This window comes from Longitalea arenae, assembly GCF_016924755.1.
Classification (GTDB): Bacteria; Bacteroidota; Bacteroidia; order Chitinophagales; family Chitinophagaceae; genus Niastella; species Niastella arenae.
The window spans coordinates 373,049-390,554 of the sequence record NZ_JAFFJX010000002.1 but is presented as its reverse complement, the minus strand read 5'-3'; the positions used below and the strand labels follow the sequence as shown (position 1 = coordinate 390,554).

Below are 17,506 nucleotides of genomic sequence, written 5' to 3'. Positions count from 1 at the left end.
ACTATTTTCACCAGCATCCTTTTGAATCTCTATTAGAATTTACAACCAATAACATCCGGAAAGATCCGGTGAACGCCCTTTTTTTGCTTGATATGTATCAAGAAATCATCCTGAACGATAATTTTTTGATCGTCAGATGGAGAGATCGCGTCATGACTATGTATTATACACTAACCGTATAACTCCAGGTGTATGGCTTTACGGTCATAACCCAGCGCCTGGATGCGCTCTTTCGCCTCATCGATCATATTCTTCCAGCCACATAAATAAAAATAGGCCGGCCGGGGGCTCCCCGCTTCTGAAGAACCAGCTCCGGCGCTGTTGTTCCGGCAGATCTCCTCATAAATGGCATGCACATAACCGGTACGGATCAGGTGGTGCTGGTTTTCGGGCACTTCCCTCGAATACGTAGGAATATATTGGAAGCTGCTTACCTTTTCCGACAGCTCCTGCATTTCTTTTCCATATAAACTGTCGGTCAGTTTTCTGCAGCCAAAGATCAGGTAGATGTTCTGATGGCTGATATTATGGTTCAAAATATGATGCGCCATAGACCTGAAAGGGGCTATGCCTGTACCGGTACAAATAAAAAACAGGTCGCGGTCAATGGGTTCAGGCAGGGTGAATTTGCCCTGCGGACCGCGGAATGTAAGTGTATCTCCCTCTTTTACCTCATTAAAAAGCCAGGTAGTGCCGGCCCCGCCTTCCAGTAAAACGATCACCAGCTCAAAAACATTCGACCCATCGGGCCAGGAAGCAATGGAGTAACTGCGCCAGCGCTTATTGGGCTTTTCATGAATGGGAAGATCGAGCGTAACGAACTGACCCGGCTCAAAATCAAATTTCGGCATGTCGGGCACTTCTATCCAATACCTTCTTGTATTACTGGTTTCATTAACGATGCGGATCACCTTACCGGTTTGCCAGATAAGAGACATATGGTTTGCAATTTTGATAACTCGTCATAAGTTAGTCGATTTATGGGCATTGGCAAAATTGGTCCGTCGTTGAATGGGCGGTGGTGCAAATCAGTTAAGGGTTGCAAGTTCCATGTTTCAGGCTGGAAGGAAGGCAGTTGTCAGTTCCGGGGTTTCCGTACACCGGGCAAAGATTTGGAGGATCCGATAACTTGTGGAGTGACCGAAATTCAAGTCCTCGTTACTGGCGCCCGGTACCAATCTCAATATTGTTAAAAGTAGTTCTGCGGCATTAACACATTAGCAAATCAGCAAATTAGCTAATTGTGTTTTCCCGTATCTTTGCGCCGCTGATATGAATTTGCAGGTGTTGCTCGACGCGTATAAAAATAACCCCCGCCTTTTCCAACTGGCGGACAGGCTGACTTTTGCCCAACCTCAACAAATTTTTTGCAAAAACCTGCATGGCAGCTCCCCGGCCTTTGTCATTGGCACCATTTTTCAGCACGATGCCTGCAGCCAGCTCAATCATGTTATTGTGTGTGAAGATGCCGAATCGGCGGCTTACATGCACAATTCGCTGGAAAACCTTACCAATGCGCTGAACCTCTTTTTCTTTCCCAGCTCGTTCAAGAACAGGAAGAATTTCCGGCTGCTGAATTCCTCGCATGTGATGTTGCGTACAGAAGCGCTTACCCGCTTTTCTTCTCCCATGGCAGGCAGCAACCGGGTAGGCGCCCTCATTACTTACCCAGAGGCCTTGTTCGAAAAAGTGGTGCTGCCCAAAACACTGGCCGGAAATATCATTTATCTAAAGTCGGGCGACGTTATAGATGTGGAAGGCCTCCTGCGGCAGCTGGTTGACTATGGGTTCTCTTCTACTGATTTTGTGTACGAGCCCGGGCAGTTCGCCTTACGCGGTGGTATCCTGGATATTTATTCATTCGGCAACGAAAAGCCTTACCGGGTTGAATTGTTCGGCAATGATGTAGATTCCATCCGCATTTTCGATCCTGAAACCCAGTTGAGCGAACGGAAATTATTACAGGTCAGCATCATTCCCAATGTAGAAACGCAGTTCGACGAGGATGATAAGATCTCCCTGTTCGAATTTTTGCCGGCAAATACCATTTACTGGTTCCAGGACTGGGAGCTGACCAAAGAAAAACTCCTGACCCAGGAAGAAGACCTGCACCTGTTCCTGGAAATGCAGTCCAGCAATGCCGTGCCTAAAGAGGCTGCAGAAGAAGATGATAAGACGATAAAAACAACTATAAAGGCCGACGAGTTTATTTCAGGCAGTTCATTAAAGCAACAGTTAGCCGGCCGGCATGTGGTTGAGTTTGGCCATTCCGCAGGCTTCATAAATGATCAGGGGCCTGTTGACCATTCACCATTGACCATTGACCATACCCCATTCACCATTGACTTTAATACGAAAGACCAGCCAGCTTTCAACCGCCAGTTCGATCTGCTGATCAGGGACCTGAAATCATGGGAGGCCAAAAAGTTCAGCCTCTACCTGTTTGCCGAGAACCCGCGGCAGCTGGAACGGTTGAACAGCATTTTTGAGGACCTGAAAGCCGGCATTCAGTTTACGCCGGTGCCAACCTCCATACACGAAGGCTTTATTGATGAAGATCTGAAAGTGATCTGTTATACCGATCACCAGATCTTCCAGCGTTACCATAAATACAAGGTGAAACAGGCCTATAATAAGAATAAGGCCATTACCCTGCGTACCCTGCGCGAATTGCAGCCCGGCGATTATGTTACCCATATCGATCATGGCGTAGGCATTTACAGCGGCTTGCAAAAACTGGAATCGAATGGCAAATTGCAGGAGGCGGTGCGCATCATTTATAAAGACAGCGATATCCTGTATGTGAACATTAACTCGCTGCATAAGATCTCGAAATATACCGGTAAGGAAGGAAGTATACCCAAAGTGAACAAGCTGGGCAGCGATGCCTGGAACAAACTGAAAGAAAAGACCAAAACCAAGGTTAAGGAAATTGCTTTCGACCTCATTACCCTTTATGCGCAACGTAAGGCGCAGCAAGGCTTTCAGCATGCGCCGGATAACTACATGCAAACCGAGCTGGAAGCTTCTTTCATTTATGAAGATACCCCCGACCAAAGCAAGGCCACCAGCGATGTAAAAAAAGATATGGAATCGCCATCGCCTATGGACCGGCTGGTATGCGGTGACGTTGGTTTTGGAAAAACGGAGATCGCTATACGTGCAGCCTTTAAAAGCTGTTGTGATGGGAAGCAGGCCGCCGTACTGGTGCCAACTACCATCCTGGCCTTCCAGCATTACAAAACTTTCAGTGAGCGCCTGAAAGATTTCCCGGTTACGGTAGATTATTTAAACCGTTTCAAATCTTCCAAAGAGAAAAAGGAAACCTTAAAGAAACTGGAAGAAGGCAAAATAGATATTATCATTGGAACCCACGCGCTCTTAGGCAAGGAAGTTAAATACAAAGACCTGGGCATCCTGATCATTGACGAAGAGCAGAAATTCGGTGTGGCCCATAAGGAAAAGATCAAGACCCTGCGTACGAATGTAGACTGCCTCACCTTAACGGCAACGCCAATTCCCCGTACGCTGCAGTTCAGCCTCATGGGCGCCCGGGACCTTAGCATTATCAATACCCCGCCGCCTAACCGGCAGCCTATACAAACCGAAGTGCAGGTGTTTAACCAGGACTTCATCAGGGATGCCATTTATTATGAGACCGAACGGGGCGGACAGGTATTCTTTATTCATAACCGCATTCAGGGCCTCTCAGAAATGGCGGCTTTGCTCCTGGGTTTATGTCCCGACCTGAGCATTGGTTTTGCCCATGGTCAGCTGGAAGGACATGTTCTGGAAGAACGCATCCTAGACTTTATCGACAAGAAGTACGATGTGCTTATTTGTACCAATATCGTTGAAAGTGGTGTAGACATCCCCAACGTAAATACCATCATCATCAACAATGCCCATCACTTCGGGCTAAGCGATCTGCACCAGTTGCGAGGCAGGGTAGGGCGCAGCAACAAGAAAGCATTCTGTTATCTGCTGGCGCCGCCCATGAGCACCCTGCCACCCGATTCAAGAAAGCGCTTGCAAACCCTGGAGCAGCACAGCGAGCTGGGCAGTGGCTTCCAGATCGCGATGCGTGACCTCGATATCCGGGGAGCAGGTAACCTGCTGGGTGGTGAGCAAAGCGGCTTTATGGCCGAGATCGGTTTCGAAATGTACCAGAAGGTGCTGGAAGAAGCTATCAAGGAGCTTAAACGCACCCAGTTCCGTGAACTGTTTAAGGCCGAGATCTCGAAACAGGAAGATTATGTGCAGGACTGTACCATTGATACCGACCTGGAAATATTGATACCTGACAGTTACGTTGAAAGTATTACGGAACGCCTCACCCTATACACCCGCCTGGATAATTGTGATAATGAAGAAGAGCTGCAGGCCTTCGCCCTGGAATTGCAAGACCGCTTTGGACCCATTCCACAACAGGTGGAAGACCTGTTCGATACGGTGCGATGCCGCCGGCTGGCCGTAGAGCTGGGCTTCGAAAAGATGTTGCTGAAAGATGAAACGCTGAAGTGCTACTTTATCAATAAGGCCGACTCGCCCTATTTTGAATCACCTGTATTTCATAACATTCTCACTTTTATTCAAACCCAGACCAATAAGGCCCGGTTGAAGCAGAACGGAAAATTATTTATGCTGGTGGTAGAAGACATGACGGGTATGCAAAAGATGGTTCGTTTCCTTTCACAAATGAAACAGTTTGTAACCTCGAAGGAAGCTACGGCGTCATAGGTGCAGCAGTATCCTGTTGCCTTCCGCTGCAGCCATTAGATCTCCATTAAAGTTGATTACACTCAGAGCAGTTTTTCCATGACATAGTGGGGGATGGTAACCTCTTCGAACTCCTGGCCGCATACCCGGTAACCGAGTTTTTCATAAAAACCAACGGCCGTCTTTCGGGCATGCATGGTGATCTTTTGAAAGCCGCGGTCGCGGGCGATGTTTTCGGCAAACTGCATAAGGGCGCGGCCGATACCCTTACCCTGGAGGTTATTTAATACAGCCATCTGGCGCAAGCGAACCGATACGGGGTCCTGCTTGATGAGCATACAGCAGCCCAGCATCTTTTCTTCTTCAAAGGCGCCGATTAAGATCTCCTCTTTTTCCTTTTCCAGCTCTTCGGGGGTAAATTGCAAGCCCAGTGGCCTCCGTAATATTTCATTACGCAGCTGAACCATTTGCTGGTACTCCCGGGAACCATGATCTATTATTTTTAAAGCCATGCCAACTTATTGGGGGTAGTGCGCTGCAATATAAGGATTTACCATTTATTTGTCCCTATAACGTTATCGAAAAATAAACGGGCCTGTAAAGCATAAAAATAAGTGTCCGACCGTTTAAGGGGTCCCGATGGCTTCGGGGATTGGCTGGGATAGTACTACAAAACCGGTAAATCACAAAATATTAACAAGATTAATTAAAAACCAGCCTTTTATTGTCATTATTCCAAAATCTATATTTTTGCAGCCGTAACTAAACTTTACAAAAATGTCAGACATCGCAACAAGAGTAAAAAAGATCATTGTTGATAAGCTTGGTGTAGAAGAAGCAGAGGTTACCAATGAGGCTTCTTTCACCAATGATTTGGGTGCCGATTCGCTCGACACCGTGGAATTAATTATGGAATTTGAAAAGGAGTTCAATATTTCCATCCCTGATGAACAGGCCGAAACAATTACTACTGTTGGCCAGGCTGTTGCTTACTTAGAAGAGCATGCTAAGTAAATTGAATACTGTAGATCAGGTGCAATAAATTAAATCCGCTTTCGGTAGCTGGGCGCATGCTGCGAAGGCGGATTTCTTACTTAAAACTCCCTCTGGCAAGAGCTATGCAATTGAAAAGAGTTGTTGTAACCGGTATTGGTGCCCTTACACCAATCGGTAACAGTTTACAGGAATATTGGAACGGACTCATTAACGGAGTATCCGGTGCCGATTTTATTACCCAGTTTGATGCCTCAAAGTTCAAAACACGCTTTGCCTGCGAGTTAAAGAATTTCGATCCGTTGAACTTCCTCGATCGTAAGGAAGCCCGCAAAATTGACCGGTTCACCCAAACTGCCATTATCTCCAGCGATCAGGCAGTGCTCGATGCCGGTATAAACAAAGACAACGTAAACGTTGACCGGGTAGGCGTCGTATTCGCCAGCGGTATCGGTGGTTTGATCACCTTCCAGGAAGAAGTGATGAACTTTGCCAAAGGCGATGGAACCCCCCGCTACAATCCTTTCTTCATTCCCAAGATGATCCTGGATATTGCAGCTGGTCACATTTCTATGCGGCATGGTTTTCGCGGCCCTAACTTTGCCGTGGTAAGTGCCTGCGCCTCTTCTACCAATGCTATCATGGATGCGTTTAACCTCATCAGGCTTGGCAAGGCCGATATCATTCTTACCGGCGGTGCTGAAAGTGTTATCAGCGAAGCAGGGGTAGGTGGTTTCAATGCGATGAAAGCCCTGAGCGAGCGTAACGAAGATCCTAAAACAGCCAGCCGTCCCTATGATAAAGAACGCGATGGTTTTGTTATGGGCGAAGGTTCCGGCGTACTGGTAGTAGAAGAACTCGAACACGCGTTAAAACGTGGTGCAAAGATCTATTGCGAGATCGCCGGTTGTGGAGCTACAGCCGATGCCCATCATATTACAGCCCCGCATCCTGAAGGATTGGGCGCTAAAAACGTTATGTTGGCCGCTTTTGAAGACGCCGGCATGAAGCCCGAGGATATAGATTATATTAATACCCACGGAACTTCTACACCGCTCGGTGATATAGCCGAAGTGAAAGCCATAACCGATGTTTTTGGTGAACACGCCTATAATGTAAACATTAGTTCAACCAAATCCATGACCGGTCACTGCTTAGGTGCTGCCGGCGTAGTTGAAGCCATAGCCTGTATCATGAGCGTGGTACACGATATCGTTCCACCTACCATCAACCATTTTAACGATGACCCGGAACTGGATCAACGTTTAAATTTCACTTTTGACAAAGCCCAGCAGCGCCCGGTACGTGCTGCATTAAGTAATACTTTCGGGTTTGGAGGGCATAATGCCTGTGTGATCGTGAAAAAATATAAAGCGTAACTTTATACGCTGCGAGTTGATGAACTAATGATTTTGATGGCTGCGGACTCCTGGCCCTATTTATGATTTTTTGGCTTAATGAAAAATTAGTAGATTGACAATTGTGGGAATCCTGGACCGCTTTTTAGGCAAAGAAGAGAATCTTTCTTTTAAAAAGAATCTGCGTAATGTACTGGGTTTTACCCCGGGCAAGCTCGCATTATATAAGGCTGCCCTTACACATAGGTCTGTAAGGGATAATGCCGACGAAAATAATGAACGGCTCGAATACCTCGGAGATGCAATACTCAGTGGGATCGTAGCCGATTTTCTTTTTAAGAAATATCCCTACAAAGAAGAAGGTTTTCTCACCGAAATGCGCTCGAAGATGGTGAACCGTAACAAGCTTAATGAGATCGCCATCAAAATGGGCTTGAAAAAGATCACCTTCTACAATAAGTTCGACAACTCGCTAAAGATGAGCCAGATCTTTGGTAATACCCTGGAAGCGGTGGTCGGCGCCATTTACCTCGACCGGGGTTTTAAGAAGACCAAGCAATGGGTGTTCGAATGCATCATCATACCCCATTTATATATGGAAGACCTGGAGAACCTGGAGATCAACCATAAGAACAAATTATACGGCTGGGCCAATAAGAATGGCAAAAACCTCGAATTTGAAACCCTTGATGAACGTATCGAGGGAGGCCGCCGCCTCTTCACCATCGGCGCCGTTGTCGATGGCGAATTACTGGCCGAAGGCAAAGCCTATAATAAAAAAGACGCCAGCCAGATAGCCGCCGCCATCGCCATTGATAAACTGGGCCTCAATAAAACAGAAGCCGCCGAGGAGGAATAGCAATGGGCAATGGGCAATGGGCAATGGGCAATGGGCAATGGGCAATGGGCAAATAATTTGGCGGCGCAAGGTCCGGAAAAAAGTTTAAGCGAGCCCCCTTCCTTTATCAACATATTCACTCTGATAACCGGTCAACCTCTTAGCGACTCTCATTCCCGCCTGAACTTTATTAACTTTATTACCTTTATCAACTGGTTGACTTCTTTCATAAGGTACAGTATCCAAAACACTGGTTTCCTTATCAACATATCAACTTTATCAACCTATCACCTGGTTAACCGGTCAACTCGTTAGGTCTCCCATTCCCGCTGACTTTGTCAACCATATCAATTTTCTCCCGTCTTTCAGCTGCACCAACCAGCCAACTCCTTTCCAGTAAGGCTATATTACACCCTGCATTTACTTTAGCAACATATCAACATTGTCAACCTATCTCCTGGTTAACCGGTCAACTCGTTAGGTCTTCCATCGCTGACTTTGTCAACATATCAATTTTATCCCGTCTTTCAGCTGCACCAACCAGCCAGGTCCTTTCCAGTAAGGCTATACCACACCCTGCTTTTCCTTTATTAACACTATCAACTCTATTTTTCTCTTAACTGATAACCCTCCGTGACCCTTAAATGGTTCCCCTTATTGTAAAAGTTTTCCATATATGGGAATGTTTCCGCTGCCTGGCGGCTGGTTCCCGGGCAGGAAAAAATGTTTTTTTGAGAAATTATGAAAAATTGATATCCAACTGAAGCTCACTTGTTTGTACAGGAAAAAAGGTCATTTATACGGTTATTGCCAGCCCTGTTTTTACCTATGTTAAAAAATTCAGGTACGTGTATTGAAAATACTAAGGCGAAACTGTTTACCCCATGAAATCGATCTACACTACCCTTGTAACCCTGCTGATCACTGCCAACCTGATGGCAGGTAATATTACCGCTTCAAACGGAGACTGGGACCAATCAACCACCTGGACGCCCAGCCGCCTGCCCCAAAGCGGTGATAGCATAATCATTCCATTTGGCAAAACCGTTTTGCTCGATCGCAATATCGACCTCGATAATGTTGTGGTGATCGTGAAAGGCACCCTCGATATGGATGGCGGTAAATTAAGAATGAATGATGCCAGCCGCATTATTGTAGACGTAGATGGTAAAATAACCGGCATCAATCATGACGATCAGGTAAGGATCGGTAATGTACTTAAGTTCAATGGCTCCCAGGGCGTTCAAACCGGCTATAGCTACGCAGACAATTCAACCGGTAACGGTTTTGTAACTACAGTTGTTCTTCCTGTACAGTTTCAATCTTTTTATGTAACCCGCCAGGGTGCAAATGTTCAGGTAAGCTTTACAACCAGTGAGGAATTGAACAACCAGTATTATGCAATAGAAAGAAGCGCCGATGCCCGCAACTGGAAACAGCTTGCCATCATAAGCGGTGCAGGCACTTCAAACCTGGTGAACAAATACAGTTATACCGATAAAAATATAACCGATGCAGTGGTGTATTATCGCATACGCCAGGTAGATAGAAGCGGTGTTGTGTTTTATTCCGCGATTCGCAGCCTGCGCAACAGCGAAAACAGCCAGCTCGCCAACATCTACGCTTCATCAAACAAAACAGTTACCATCGATTTTAACAGCGATGTAAAAGATAAGGTTTCTATACAATTGATAAATCTGAGCGGACAGGTTGTAGTGCGTAAGGAATTTCATCAGGCTTCTTACCGGCTTATCGTAGACGCGATGAGCGCCGGCTCCGGTGTGTATGTAGTACGGGTTAGTGATAGCAAGGGATGGAGCGAGGTTAAGAAAATAATGTTGTAGGTTTAAATGGTCCTCATATTAGGTAAACAGTAATGGTTCCGCTGTATCTACAGTGGAACTTTTCTTTTCTATGGCTCCCTTTTTTTAACGTAATGGGCACAGTTACAGCCATTTCCGTCTATTGTCCCGACAGGGTATGGAATATTACCCTTACTTGTATTATATTCACCGCGTTAAGTCACTATCTTTAAAGCGAATTGCTTTGTCATGTCCGCATTCGACCCGGAACGCCATATTACCAATGTAGACTACAAGATTGTAGCCGCTTTGGAAAAAATTTCTGAAGTATTCAGGGTTTTGCTATGGACAGAAGCCAAGGAACATAAGCTGAGTCCTATCCAGATGCAGCTATTGATCTTTATAAAATATCATAACTCCGATAAGCAGCGCCGTATCGCCGCTATGGCACGCGAATTCAATCTTACCAAAGCCACCATCAGCGATTCCATAAAAGTACTGGAACAAAAAGGGTTGATCCAGCGGTCAGACGATGCGCTCGATTCCCGCAGTTTTAATTTTTCGCTTACTGATCAGGGAATGAAACTGACCGGCATGATCGAAAATTTTACACTGCCCCTCGATGGCGCCATCGCTACCTTATCGCCCTTACAAAAAGAGCAATTTTTGGCTGCAGTGCTCGATCTTATCTACCGCCTGAATCAAAATGGGATCATTTCCACCCAGCGCATGTGTTATACCTGTTTTTATTATAGTGGCGACCGGCAGCAAACACACTATTGCCACCTCATGCAAAAAGCACTGGTCATTGATGAGTTGCGTATTGAATGCCCTGAGCATAAAACAGGCAAATAGCTTCAGGTTACAGGTTTCAGGCTTTGTAATTTGAGCCTGGAAATAGTCCCGCATGGTGATATGCCCCTGGGCTTGTATCTTGGAACCAGTGACTGTTTCTTATTTCATTTCCATACAAAGCTCTACCAATACCCCATTAGTTCCCTTGGGATGTAAGAAACAAACCAGTTTGTTATCGGCGCCCTGTTTAGGTTTCTCATTCAGCAGTACGAAACCTTCGTTTGCCAGCCGCTTCATTTCAGCTTCAATATCTGCTACTTCAAAAGCAATATGATGGATCCCTTCGCCCTTTTTATCGATGTAGCGGGCAATCACCCCTTCGGCACTGCTGCTTTCGAGCAGTTCAATTTTGGTATCACCGGTTTTGAAAAAGGCGGTAGAGACCTGTTCACTGGCCACCGCTTCGGTTTTATAACAAGGGGTATTCAGCAGCTTTTCAAACAGGGGTATCGATTCGGATAATGCGCGTACGGCAATGCCAATGTGTTCTACTTTCAGCATATCAGGTAGTTGTTGTTATAGAGAAAACAAATTTAATGGAATAAGCTCTTGAGGTATTTTAAAATTGTTACAGTTACATGTTGCAGGTTTCAGGGACTCTATATTTCGGGAATCAAGCCAGTTAATCAGAATGCTCGAACTGCCCTGCAACCTGCAACCTGGAACCCCATAACGGCAACTTTAAACCACCTAATTTTGTTCTTAAACAGAAAATACCCGCGTGAGCACACTCAAACTACCCATATATCTCGATCATAACGCTACCACCCCCTGTGATCCGGGGGTTATGGAGGTGATGTTGCCGTATTTCACCGAACAGTTTGGCAACGCAGCCAGCCGCAGCCACTCTTTTGGCTGGCAGGCCGAAGAAGCGGTAGATTATGCCCGGGAACAGGTGGCCCGGCTGATAGGCGCCGAACCGAAAGAGATCATTTTTACATCCGGCGCTACGGAAGGCGACAACCTCGCCATAAAAGGGGTCTATGAGATGTATGCCGCTAAGGGAAATCATATTATTACCTGCGTTACCGAACATAAGGCCGTGCTGGATACCTGCAGGCATATTGAAAAGCTGGGTGGAGCAGTGACTTATTTACCGGTAAATAAAGAGGGGCTGATCGATCTGCAGCAACTGGAAGCCGCCATCACCCCGCGCACTATCCTGATCGCCATTATGTATGCCAATAACGAAACAGGCGCTATTCAACCGGTGAAAGCGATAGGAGCTATTGCCAAAAAACACAATGTATTGTTCTTCACCGATGCCACCCAGGCAGTGGGTAAAATACCGGTAGATGTTATCAAAGACGGGATCGACCTGCTTACCTGCAGCGCGCATAAAATGTATGGTCCCAAAGGCGTGGGCGCACTGTATGTACGAAGAAAGAACCCGAGGGTTCGTTTAACCGCCCAACTCGACGGAGGTGGCCATGAAAAAGGGATGCGCAGCGGGACATTGAATGTTCCGGGCATAGTTGGATTTGGCAAAGCTGCCGATATCTGCCGTCAACAGATGCAGGAAGAGGGCGAACGCATGAGCCGCTTGCGCGACAAGCTGGAAAACGCCCTGCTGCAACTCGGTGACACCTACGTTAACGGCAGCCGCAGCAGCCGCCTGCCCCATGTAACCAATATATCGTTTAATTTTGTGAATGGCGATGGACTAATGATGGGGCTTAATAAAGATATAGCCCTGTCTTCGGGCGCCGCCTGTACCAGCGCGTCCATGGAACCCAGTTATGTGTTGAAAGCGCTTGGCGTGGAAGACGAGCTGGCACACAGCTCGTTACGGTTTTCGATTGGGCGGTACACGACGGAAGAACAGGTTGATTTTGTTATAGCAAAGGTAAAGGGAGTAGTGGAGCAGTTGAGAGCAATGAGGCCGATCGGTTAATTAGCTGATTTGCTAATGTGCCAATGTGCTGATGTGCTGCGGCTAACAATGGAGATGTTAGGTTAATTGAAATACAGCGAGTTATATAAGTATAACTGTTAAAAAATTAAGTGAAGCTTAAACAATTTAGATAAAAAAGCGTTGTACATTAGTATGCTGCTGCCACGCTTGTCAGGCTTTATGCTGAGAGGCATTAGCACATTAGCTAATAAGCACATTATCAAATTAGTATTTATGGTTTACGTTAGCGATAAAGCAAAGGAAAAAGTAATTAAACTGATGGAAGAATCCTCCTACTCACCAGATGCCGGCTATTTTTTGCGGGTATCCGTTGTGGGCGGTGGTTGTTCCGGACTCAGCTATAAAATGGATTTTGATAACCAGTCAAAACCCGGTGACCAGGTTTTTGAAGACAATGGTATCAAGGTGGTCACCGACCTGAAGAGCTTTTTATACCTGGTAAATACCACGCTGGAATTCTCAGAGGGACTGAATGGTAAAGGATTTTACTTCAATAATCCCAATGCCAGCCGTACCTGCGCCTGCGGCGAAAGTTTTTCTGTATAATAAATATATTTGATCAGGCGAAGCCCCGCTTTCTGTCGAGAGCGGGGCTTTGCCGTATCTATACCGGACCTGATCCGGGTCAGTACCTACAATGTTTCGTTGGTAACAGATTTGTTTATCGCAGGTGTTACGTAGATGTCTCGTCCCTTTAAAGGAACGGCATATATACGGGACATGTACGGGATAAGTACGGGATATGTACGGAATATGGTCGAATCTGACCCGGTACTAACCCGGTTCCGGGGTTCATCTGTGGCAGGCTACATGGGAGTTGAAATCGTTGACATAGCTTGATCATGTTGATAGGGGCCTCAATTGCCAGTATTGGCTGAATAGGCCCGGGCGGTTGGCGAATGGAGGGCAGGTTGAAAAGTTTACTGCATTGACAACATTGATTTAGCTCGAGAGGCCTCAATTGGCGTATTGGCCGGGCAGGTGGGGCAGTCGGATTAACGGGTTGATACAGTTGATAGCTTGATGGAGGCTTCAATTGCAGTAGGCCCGGGCGGTTGCCGAATGGAGGGCAGGTTGAAAAGTTAATAGTGTTGACAACGTTGATGGAGGCTTCAATTGCAGTAGACCCGGGCGGTTGGCGAATGGAGAGCAATTTGAGAAGTTATAGCGTTCACAACATTGCTGGAGGCTCTACTGTGGAGGAGCTTTAATTGGGAAGTCCGCTCAATAAGTGTGAGGCAGCCTAAACGCCCTTTGCCTTTTTACCTCGTTGCCTTATGCCTCTATGCATTTGTTTTTGGCTCTATGCCTTTTTGCCTCGTTACCCTTTCGGGCACCGGCCTAAAATAAAAATCCCCCTTTATCGGGGGGACTTTTTATGCAGTAGGTTTCGGCTATTTATGATTGAACTTGAGAAAATAGACGGTAACCGGATAGATCAATTTTTCATGGATAGTTAAAAGTGTACACGCAATATAATAAAATTGCTGAAACGTGCGTCATAGAGCGGCATCTTTTATTAACATATACTTATAATCACTTATTTTCGCTCCCATGTGGTCTGTTTGTAAAAAGGAGTTCCGGCAATTTTTCAGCAGCCTGACCGGCTATATTGCCATCATCGTATTCCTACTGTTAAATGGATTGTTCCTGTTCGTATTCCCTGATACCAATATCCTGGATTACGGGTTTGCCACCCTCGACAAATTCTTTGAGCTGGCCCCCTGGATATTGTTACTGCTTATTCCTGCCATAACTATGCGAAGTTTTGCCGACGAATTCAAGGGCGGCACCTTCGAGATCTTACAAACCAAGCCGCTTAGCCGCTGGCAACTGGTCTCCGGAAAATATTTTGGCTCCCTGGGCGTCGTGATCATAGCGCTTGTCCCAACCATCATCTACCCCATCAGTGTGCAGCAACTGGCTGCAACCGGCGGCGGTATCGATCTGGGTGGCACCATCGGTTCCTACATCGGACTTGTTTTCCTGGCCGGCGTTTTTGTCGCTATTGGTATCGCCTGCAGCAGTTTGACCAATAATGCAGTGGTAGCCTTCATAGCCGGCGCTTTCCTTTGTTTTGTCTTATACAGCGGATTCAATGCCGTGAGCCGCATTCCGGCTTTGGAGGCAGGGGCCGACTATTATATCGAAATGCTGGGCATCGACTTCCACTACCGCAGCGTGAGCCGGGGTGTGGTCGATAGCCGAGATATTATCTATTTTCTCAGCGTTATTCTATTCTTTCTGATTGTTACCAATCGCAATTTGTTGAAACGATAATCCGCAAATACACCATGAACAAAATATTGTCCTCAAAATTATGGTGGTTGTTGTTGCTGATCGTACTGGTAGGTATTAACTACCTGGCATCAGTAGTGCATACCCGCATTGATCTTACCCAGGAAAAAAGATATACCTTATCACCCGCTACCAAAAAATTACTAAAAGGTTTACACGATAAAGTTTCCATTACGGTTCTGCTTACCGGCGAGATGCCCGCCGGCTTTAAAAAACTGTCCAACAGCACCCAGGAAATGCTGCAGGAGTTTAAAGAACTGGCCGGCAGCAATCTGCAGTTCAGGTTCGAAAAAGCCGGGGAGGGGCTCGATGATTCTGCCAAAGCAAAAATGCAATTGCATCTCGATAGCCTGGGCCTGAAACCTACCAACATCAAAGTGCAGGCGAAAGCAGGCGAAGCGCAGGAAGAAAGGCTGGTGTATCCGGGTGCGCTGGTAAAGTACAGAGACCGCGAAGTAGCCATTGACCTGCTGCAGGGGCAGGACATGACCGGGGGCGTTCAGTCGCTCAATAATGCCGAGGCCCTGCTGGAATATAAAATGGCCCGGTCCATTCAAAAGATAACTGCCGATACGGTGCCCGCCATCGGTTACCTGCTGGGTAATGGCGAATTGTTCAATTATAATGTTTACGACCTGGTCGACCGCACCCTTCGCCAGGAATACCGTTTTGGTTTTGTGCCTATCGACAGTGTGCCGGTGATCCCTTCTGTTTTTGATGCCCTGGTGATCGTTAAACCTACTGAGCGTTTCAATGATCAGCAAAAGCTGAAGATCGATCAGTACATCATGAATGGCGGCAAGGTGATCTGGCTGATTGATAAGCTGTATGCCGAAATGGACAGCCTCATGCGTTCGCGCAGCGATTTTGTAGCGTATGACCGTAACCTGAACCTCGATGATCAGCTGTTCAAATACGGCGTGCGCATCAATGGCAATTTGGTGCAGGACCTGCAATGCGATAAAATTCCCCTGGTAGTAGGTAATTATGGCAATCAGCCCCAAATGCAGCTGGTGCCCTGGCCTTATTTTCCAACATTATCTTCTTACTCGGGTCACCCCATCGCCAAGAACCTCGACAACGTATTATCGATCTTCCCCAATTCCATCGATACCGTAAAAAATAATATCAAAAAAACGATCCTCTTGTCGACCTCGGAAAGTGCGCGCGTCATCACCACGCCCGCGATCGTATCCCTGAACAGTGTAAAAACCGAAGAGGATCTTAAGACCTTCAATCAGTCATTCATTCCGGTGGCGGTCTTGCTCGAAGGAAGATTTTCTTCTTTATATACCAATCGCCTGTCGGCCGGCACACTCGATACCCTGGCAGGCCTGTACAAACAGCCTTTCCGCGCAGCTACCGAAAAAGAAAGCAAAATGATCGTGGTATCTGATGCCGACCTGGTAGCCAATGTTGTTACCGCCAATGAAGGGCCCTTGTTCATGGGGTATAACCAGTTCACCAATAATCAATACGCCAACAAGGATTTTTTCCTGAATTGCATTCAATACCTCACCGATTCATCTGGAATTCTTGAAACGCGCGGAAAAGATTTTGCTCTCCGCCTGCTCGATACGAAAAAGACCGAAGAGGACCGCGTGTTATGGCAGTTGATGAACATTGCCCTGCCCGTTGTGCTCGTGTTGGTATTCGGCCTTGTGTATCAGGCCCTTCGGAAAAGAAAGTATCAGCGCAAGCTGACTTAGTCATGGCAAATCCTAATGACTTATCTTTGCCGACCATTTACTATATACATGACAGCTGAGCAGATCACGTTTTTAACGTTTGGATGTTTATTAATACTGGCATTGGCGTTTGACCTGGGACTACTGAGTAAAAAAGGTACCCAGATAACTATAAAAAAAGCGATATGGCAAACTGCCTTCTGGGTAAAACTGGCCATGCTTTTCTTTGGTTTTTTGTGGATCGAGAACGGCCATGAAATTGCCCTCAGTTACGTGAGCGCTTACCTGATGGAATGGTCGCTAAGCATTGATAATATCTTTGTATTCATTCTGATTTTCGGATTTTTCAAGGTCAAGGAACAATACTATGGGCGGGTGCTGCTGATCGGTATCCTGATGGCCATTTTCTTCAGGATCATCTTTATTTCCATTGGTATTGGCCTTGTAAAACAGTTCCATTGGATCCTGTACATTTTCGGAGCCATTTTGGTATATACCGGTATCTCCATGTTCCGGGCAAAACACGATGAAGAGGCCGACCTGGAAAACAACCGGGTATACCGCCTGCTGAAACGCGTGCTGCCCCTGACTACGGATGACGGTGGCGGTAAATGGACGACAAGGATCAATGGCAAAAAATTTTACACCAGCCTGTTTGTGGTAGTAGTGATGCTGGCAACTACCGACATTGTTTTTGCCCTGGATTCTATTCCGGCAGTATTTGCCATTTCGCCCGAACCGCTGGTAGTATATACTTCCAACATTTTCGCGGTGCTCGGTTTGCGCTCCCTGTTTTTTTTGCTGAAAGGGGCAGCCAACAAATTTGCGCATTTACAACAGGGCATTGCCATCGTTTTAATCTTTATCGGTATAAAAATGCTGGTGGAGTATTTCCATATTGAAATTCCAGTTTATATTTCCCTGCTGGTAATAGTAACCTGCATTGTTGCTTCTATCATTTATTCTATCAACGTAAGTAACCGCGCCCTTGAATCCAAACCAACAGATGCAGGTATAGACCGGGAAATTCACTGATCAAA

At 46.4% G+C, this 17,506-nt stretch carries 15 protein-coding genes; 11 read left to right on the top strand and 4 right to left on the bottom strand.

Annotated elements, in window-relative coordinates:
- Window positions 1-170: 170 nt before the first annotated feature.
- Both JT717_RS06555 and JT717_RS28350 read right to left on the bottom strand, forming a co-directional pair.
- Window positions 171-938, bottom strand: coding sequence for a ferredoxin--NADP reductase (locus JT717_RS06555; RefSeq protein ID WP_205509398.1), 768 nt, complete (start codon window positions 936-938; stop codon window positions 171-173).
- 295 nt (window positions 939-1,233) lie between these two features.
- Window positions 1,234-1,449, bottom strand: coding sequence for a hypothetical protein (locus JT717_RS28350; RefSeq protein WP_240347866.1), 216 nt, complete (start codon window positions 1,447-1,449; stop codon window positions 1,234-1,236).
- A gap of 36 nt (window positions 1,450-1,485) precedes the next feature.
- Between JT717_RS28350 and mfd the strand changes: the two genes are divergently transcribed.
- A complete protein-coding gene (gene mfd, locus JT717_RS06550; RefSeq protein WP_240347904.1) occupies window positions 1,486-4,740 on the top strand; it encodes a transcription-repair coupling factor in 3,255 nt (1,084 codons plus the stop codon).
- Window positions 4,741-4,802: 62 nt separating this feature from the next.
- On the opposite strand, the gene JT717_RS06545 is transcribed toward mfd, so the two are convergent.
- Complete coding sequence (locus tag JT717_RS06545; RefSeq protein WP_205509396.1) at window positions 4,803-5,231, bottom strand: GNAT family N-acetyltransferase; 429 nt, start codon at window positions 5,229-5,231, stop codon at window positions 4,803-4,805.
- Between the two features lie 265 nt (window positions 5,232-5,496).
- Here JT717_RS06545 and JT717_RS06540 point away from each other — a divergent pair, with 265 nt between their 5' ends.
- The 5 genes from JT717_RS06540 (at window position 5,497) to JT717_RS06520 (ending at window position 10,565) form a co-directional block, all read left to right on the top strand.
- Window positions 5,497-5,733 (top strand): acyl carrier protein, encoded by a 237-nt coding sequence (locus JT717_RS06540; RefSeq protein ID WP_081146706.1) that lies wholly within the window; start codon window positions 5,497-5,499, stop codon window positions 5,731-5,733.
- 104 nt (window positions 5,734-5,837) lie between these two features.
- On the top strand, window positions 5,838-7,091 hold the full coding sequence (gene fabF / locus JT717_RS06535) for a beta-ketoacyl-ACP synthase II (protein WP_205509395.1): 1,254 nt from the start codon (window positions 5,838-5,840) through the stop codon (window positions 7,089-7,091).
- A 103-nt stretch (window positions 7,092-7,194) separates the two neighbouring features.
- The gene (locus tag JT717_RS06530) at window positions 7,195-7,929 is read left to right on the top strand and encodes a ribonuclease III family protein (RefSeq protein WP_369411695.1); all 735 of its coding nucleotides are present in this window, start codon (window positions 7,195-7,197) and stop codon (window positions 7,927-7,929) included.
- 863 nt (window positions 7,930-8,792) lie between these two features.
- The gene (locus JT717_RS06525) at window positions 8,793-9,752 is read left to right on the top strand and encodes a T9SS type A sorting domain-containing protein (protein ID WP_205509393.1); all 960 of its coding nucleotides are present in this window, start codon (window positions 8,793-8,795) and stop codon (window positions 9,750-9,752) included.
- A gap of 207 nt (window positions 9,753-9,959) precedes the next feature.
- Window positions 9,960-10,565, top strand: a complete 606-nt coding sequence (locus JT717_RS06520) for a MarR family winged helix-turn-helix transcriptional regulator (protein ID WP_205509392.1) — start codon at window positions 9,960-9,962, stop codon at window positions 10,563-10,565.
- A gap of 99 nt (window positions 10,566-10,664) precedes the next feature.
- On the opposite strand, the gene mce is transcribed toward JT717_RS06520, so the two are convergent.
- Entirely contained in the window at window positions 10,665-11,066 is a 402-nt protein-coding gene (gene mce, locus JT717_RS06515) for a methylmalonyl-CoA epimerase (RefSeq protein WP_205509391.1), read from the bottom strand.
- 220 nt (window positions 11,067-11,286) lie between these two features.
- Here mce and JT717_RS06510 point away from each other — a divergent pair, with 220 nt between their 5' ends.
- From JT717_RS06510 to JT717_RS06490, 5 genes are all read left to right on the top strand, one after another.
- Window positions 11,287-12,459, top strand: coding sequence for an IscS subfamily cysteine desulfurase (locus tag JT717_RS06510; RefSeq protein ID WP_205509390.1), 1,173 nt, complete (start codon window positions 11,287-11,289; stop codon window positions 12,457-12,459).
- Window positions 12,460-12,693: 234 nt separating this feature from the next.
- Window positions 12,694-13,026 carry a HesB/IscA family protein gene (locus JT717_RS06505; RefSeq protein WP_205509389.1) on the top strand — a complete coding sequence of 111 codons (333 nt, stop codon included), beginning with the start codon at window positions 12,694-12,696 and terminating at the stop codon, window positions 13,024-13,026.
- A gap of 1,008 nt (window positions 13,027-14,034) precedes the next feature.
- Window positions 14,035-14,760: a gliding motility-associated ABC transporter permease subunit GldF gene (gene gldF, locus JT717_RS06500; RefSeq protein ID WP_205509388.1), complete on the top strand. Its 726-nt coding sequence runs from the start codon at window positions 14,035-14,037 to the stop codon at window positions 14,758-14,760.
- 14 nt (window positions 14,761-14,774) lie between these two features.
- The gene (gldG, locus tag JT717_RS06495) at window positions 14,775-16,487 is read left to right on the top strand and encodes a gliding motility-associated ABC transporter substrate-binding protein GldG (protein WP_205509387.1); all 1,713 of its coding nucleotides are present in this window, start codon (window positions 14,775-14,777) and stop codon (window positions 16,485-16,487) included.
- A gap of 48 nt (window positions 16,488-16,535) precedes the next feature.
- On the top strand, window positions 16,536-17,501 hold the full coding sequence (locus JT717_RS06490; RefSeq protein ID WP_205509386.1) for a TerC/Alx family metal homeostasis membrane protein: 966 nt from the start codon (window positions 16,536-16,538) through the stop codon (window positions 17,499-17,501).
- The last annotated feature ends 5 nt before the right edge of the window (window positions 17,502-17,506 follow it).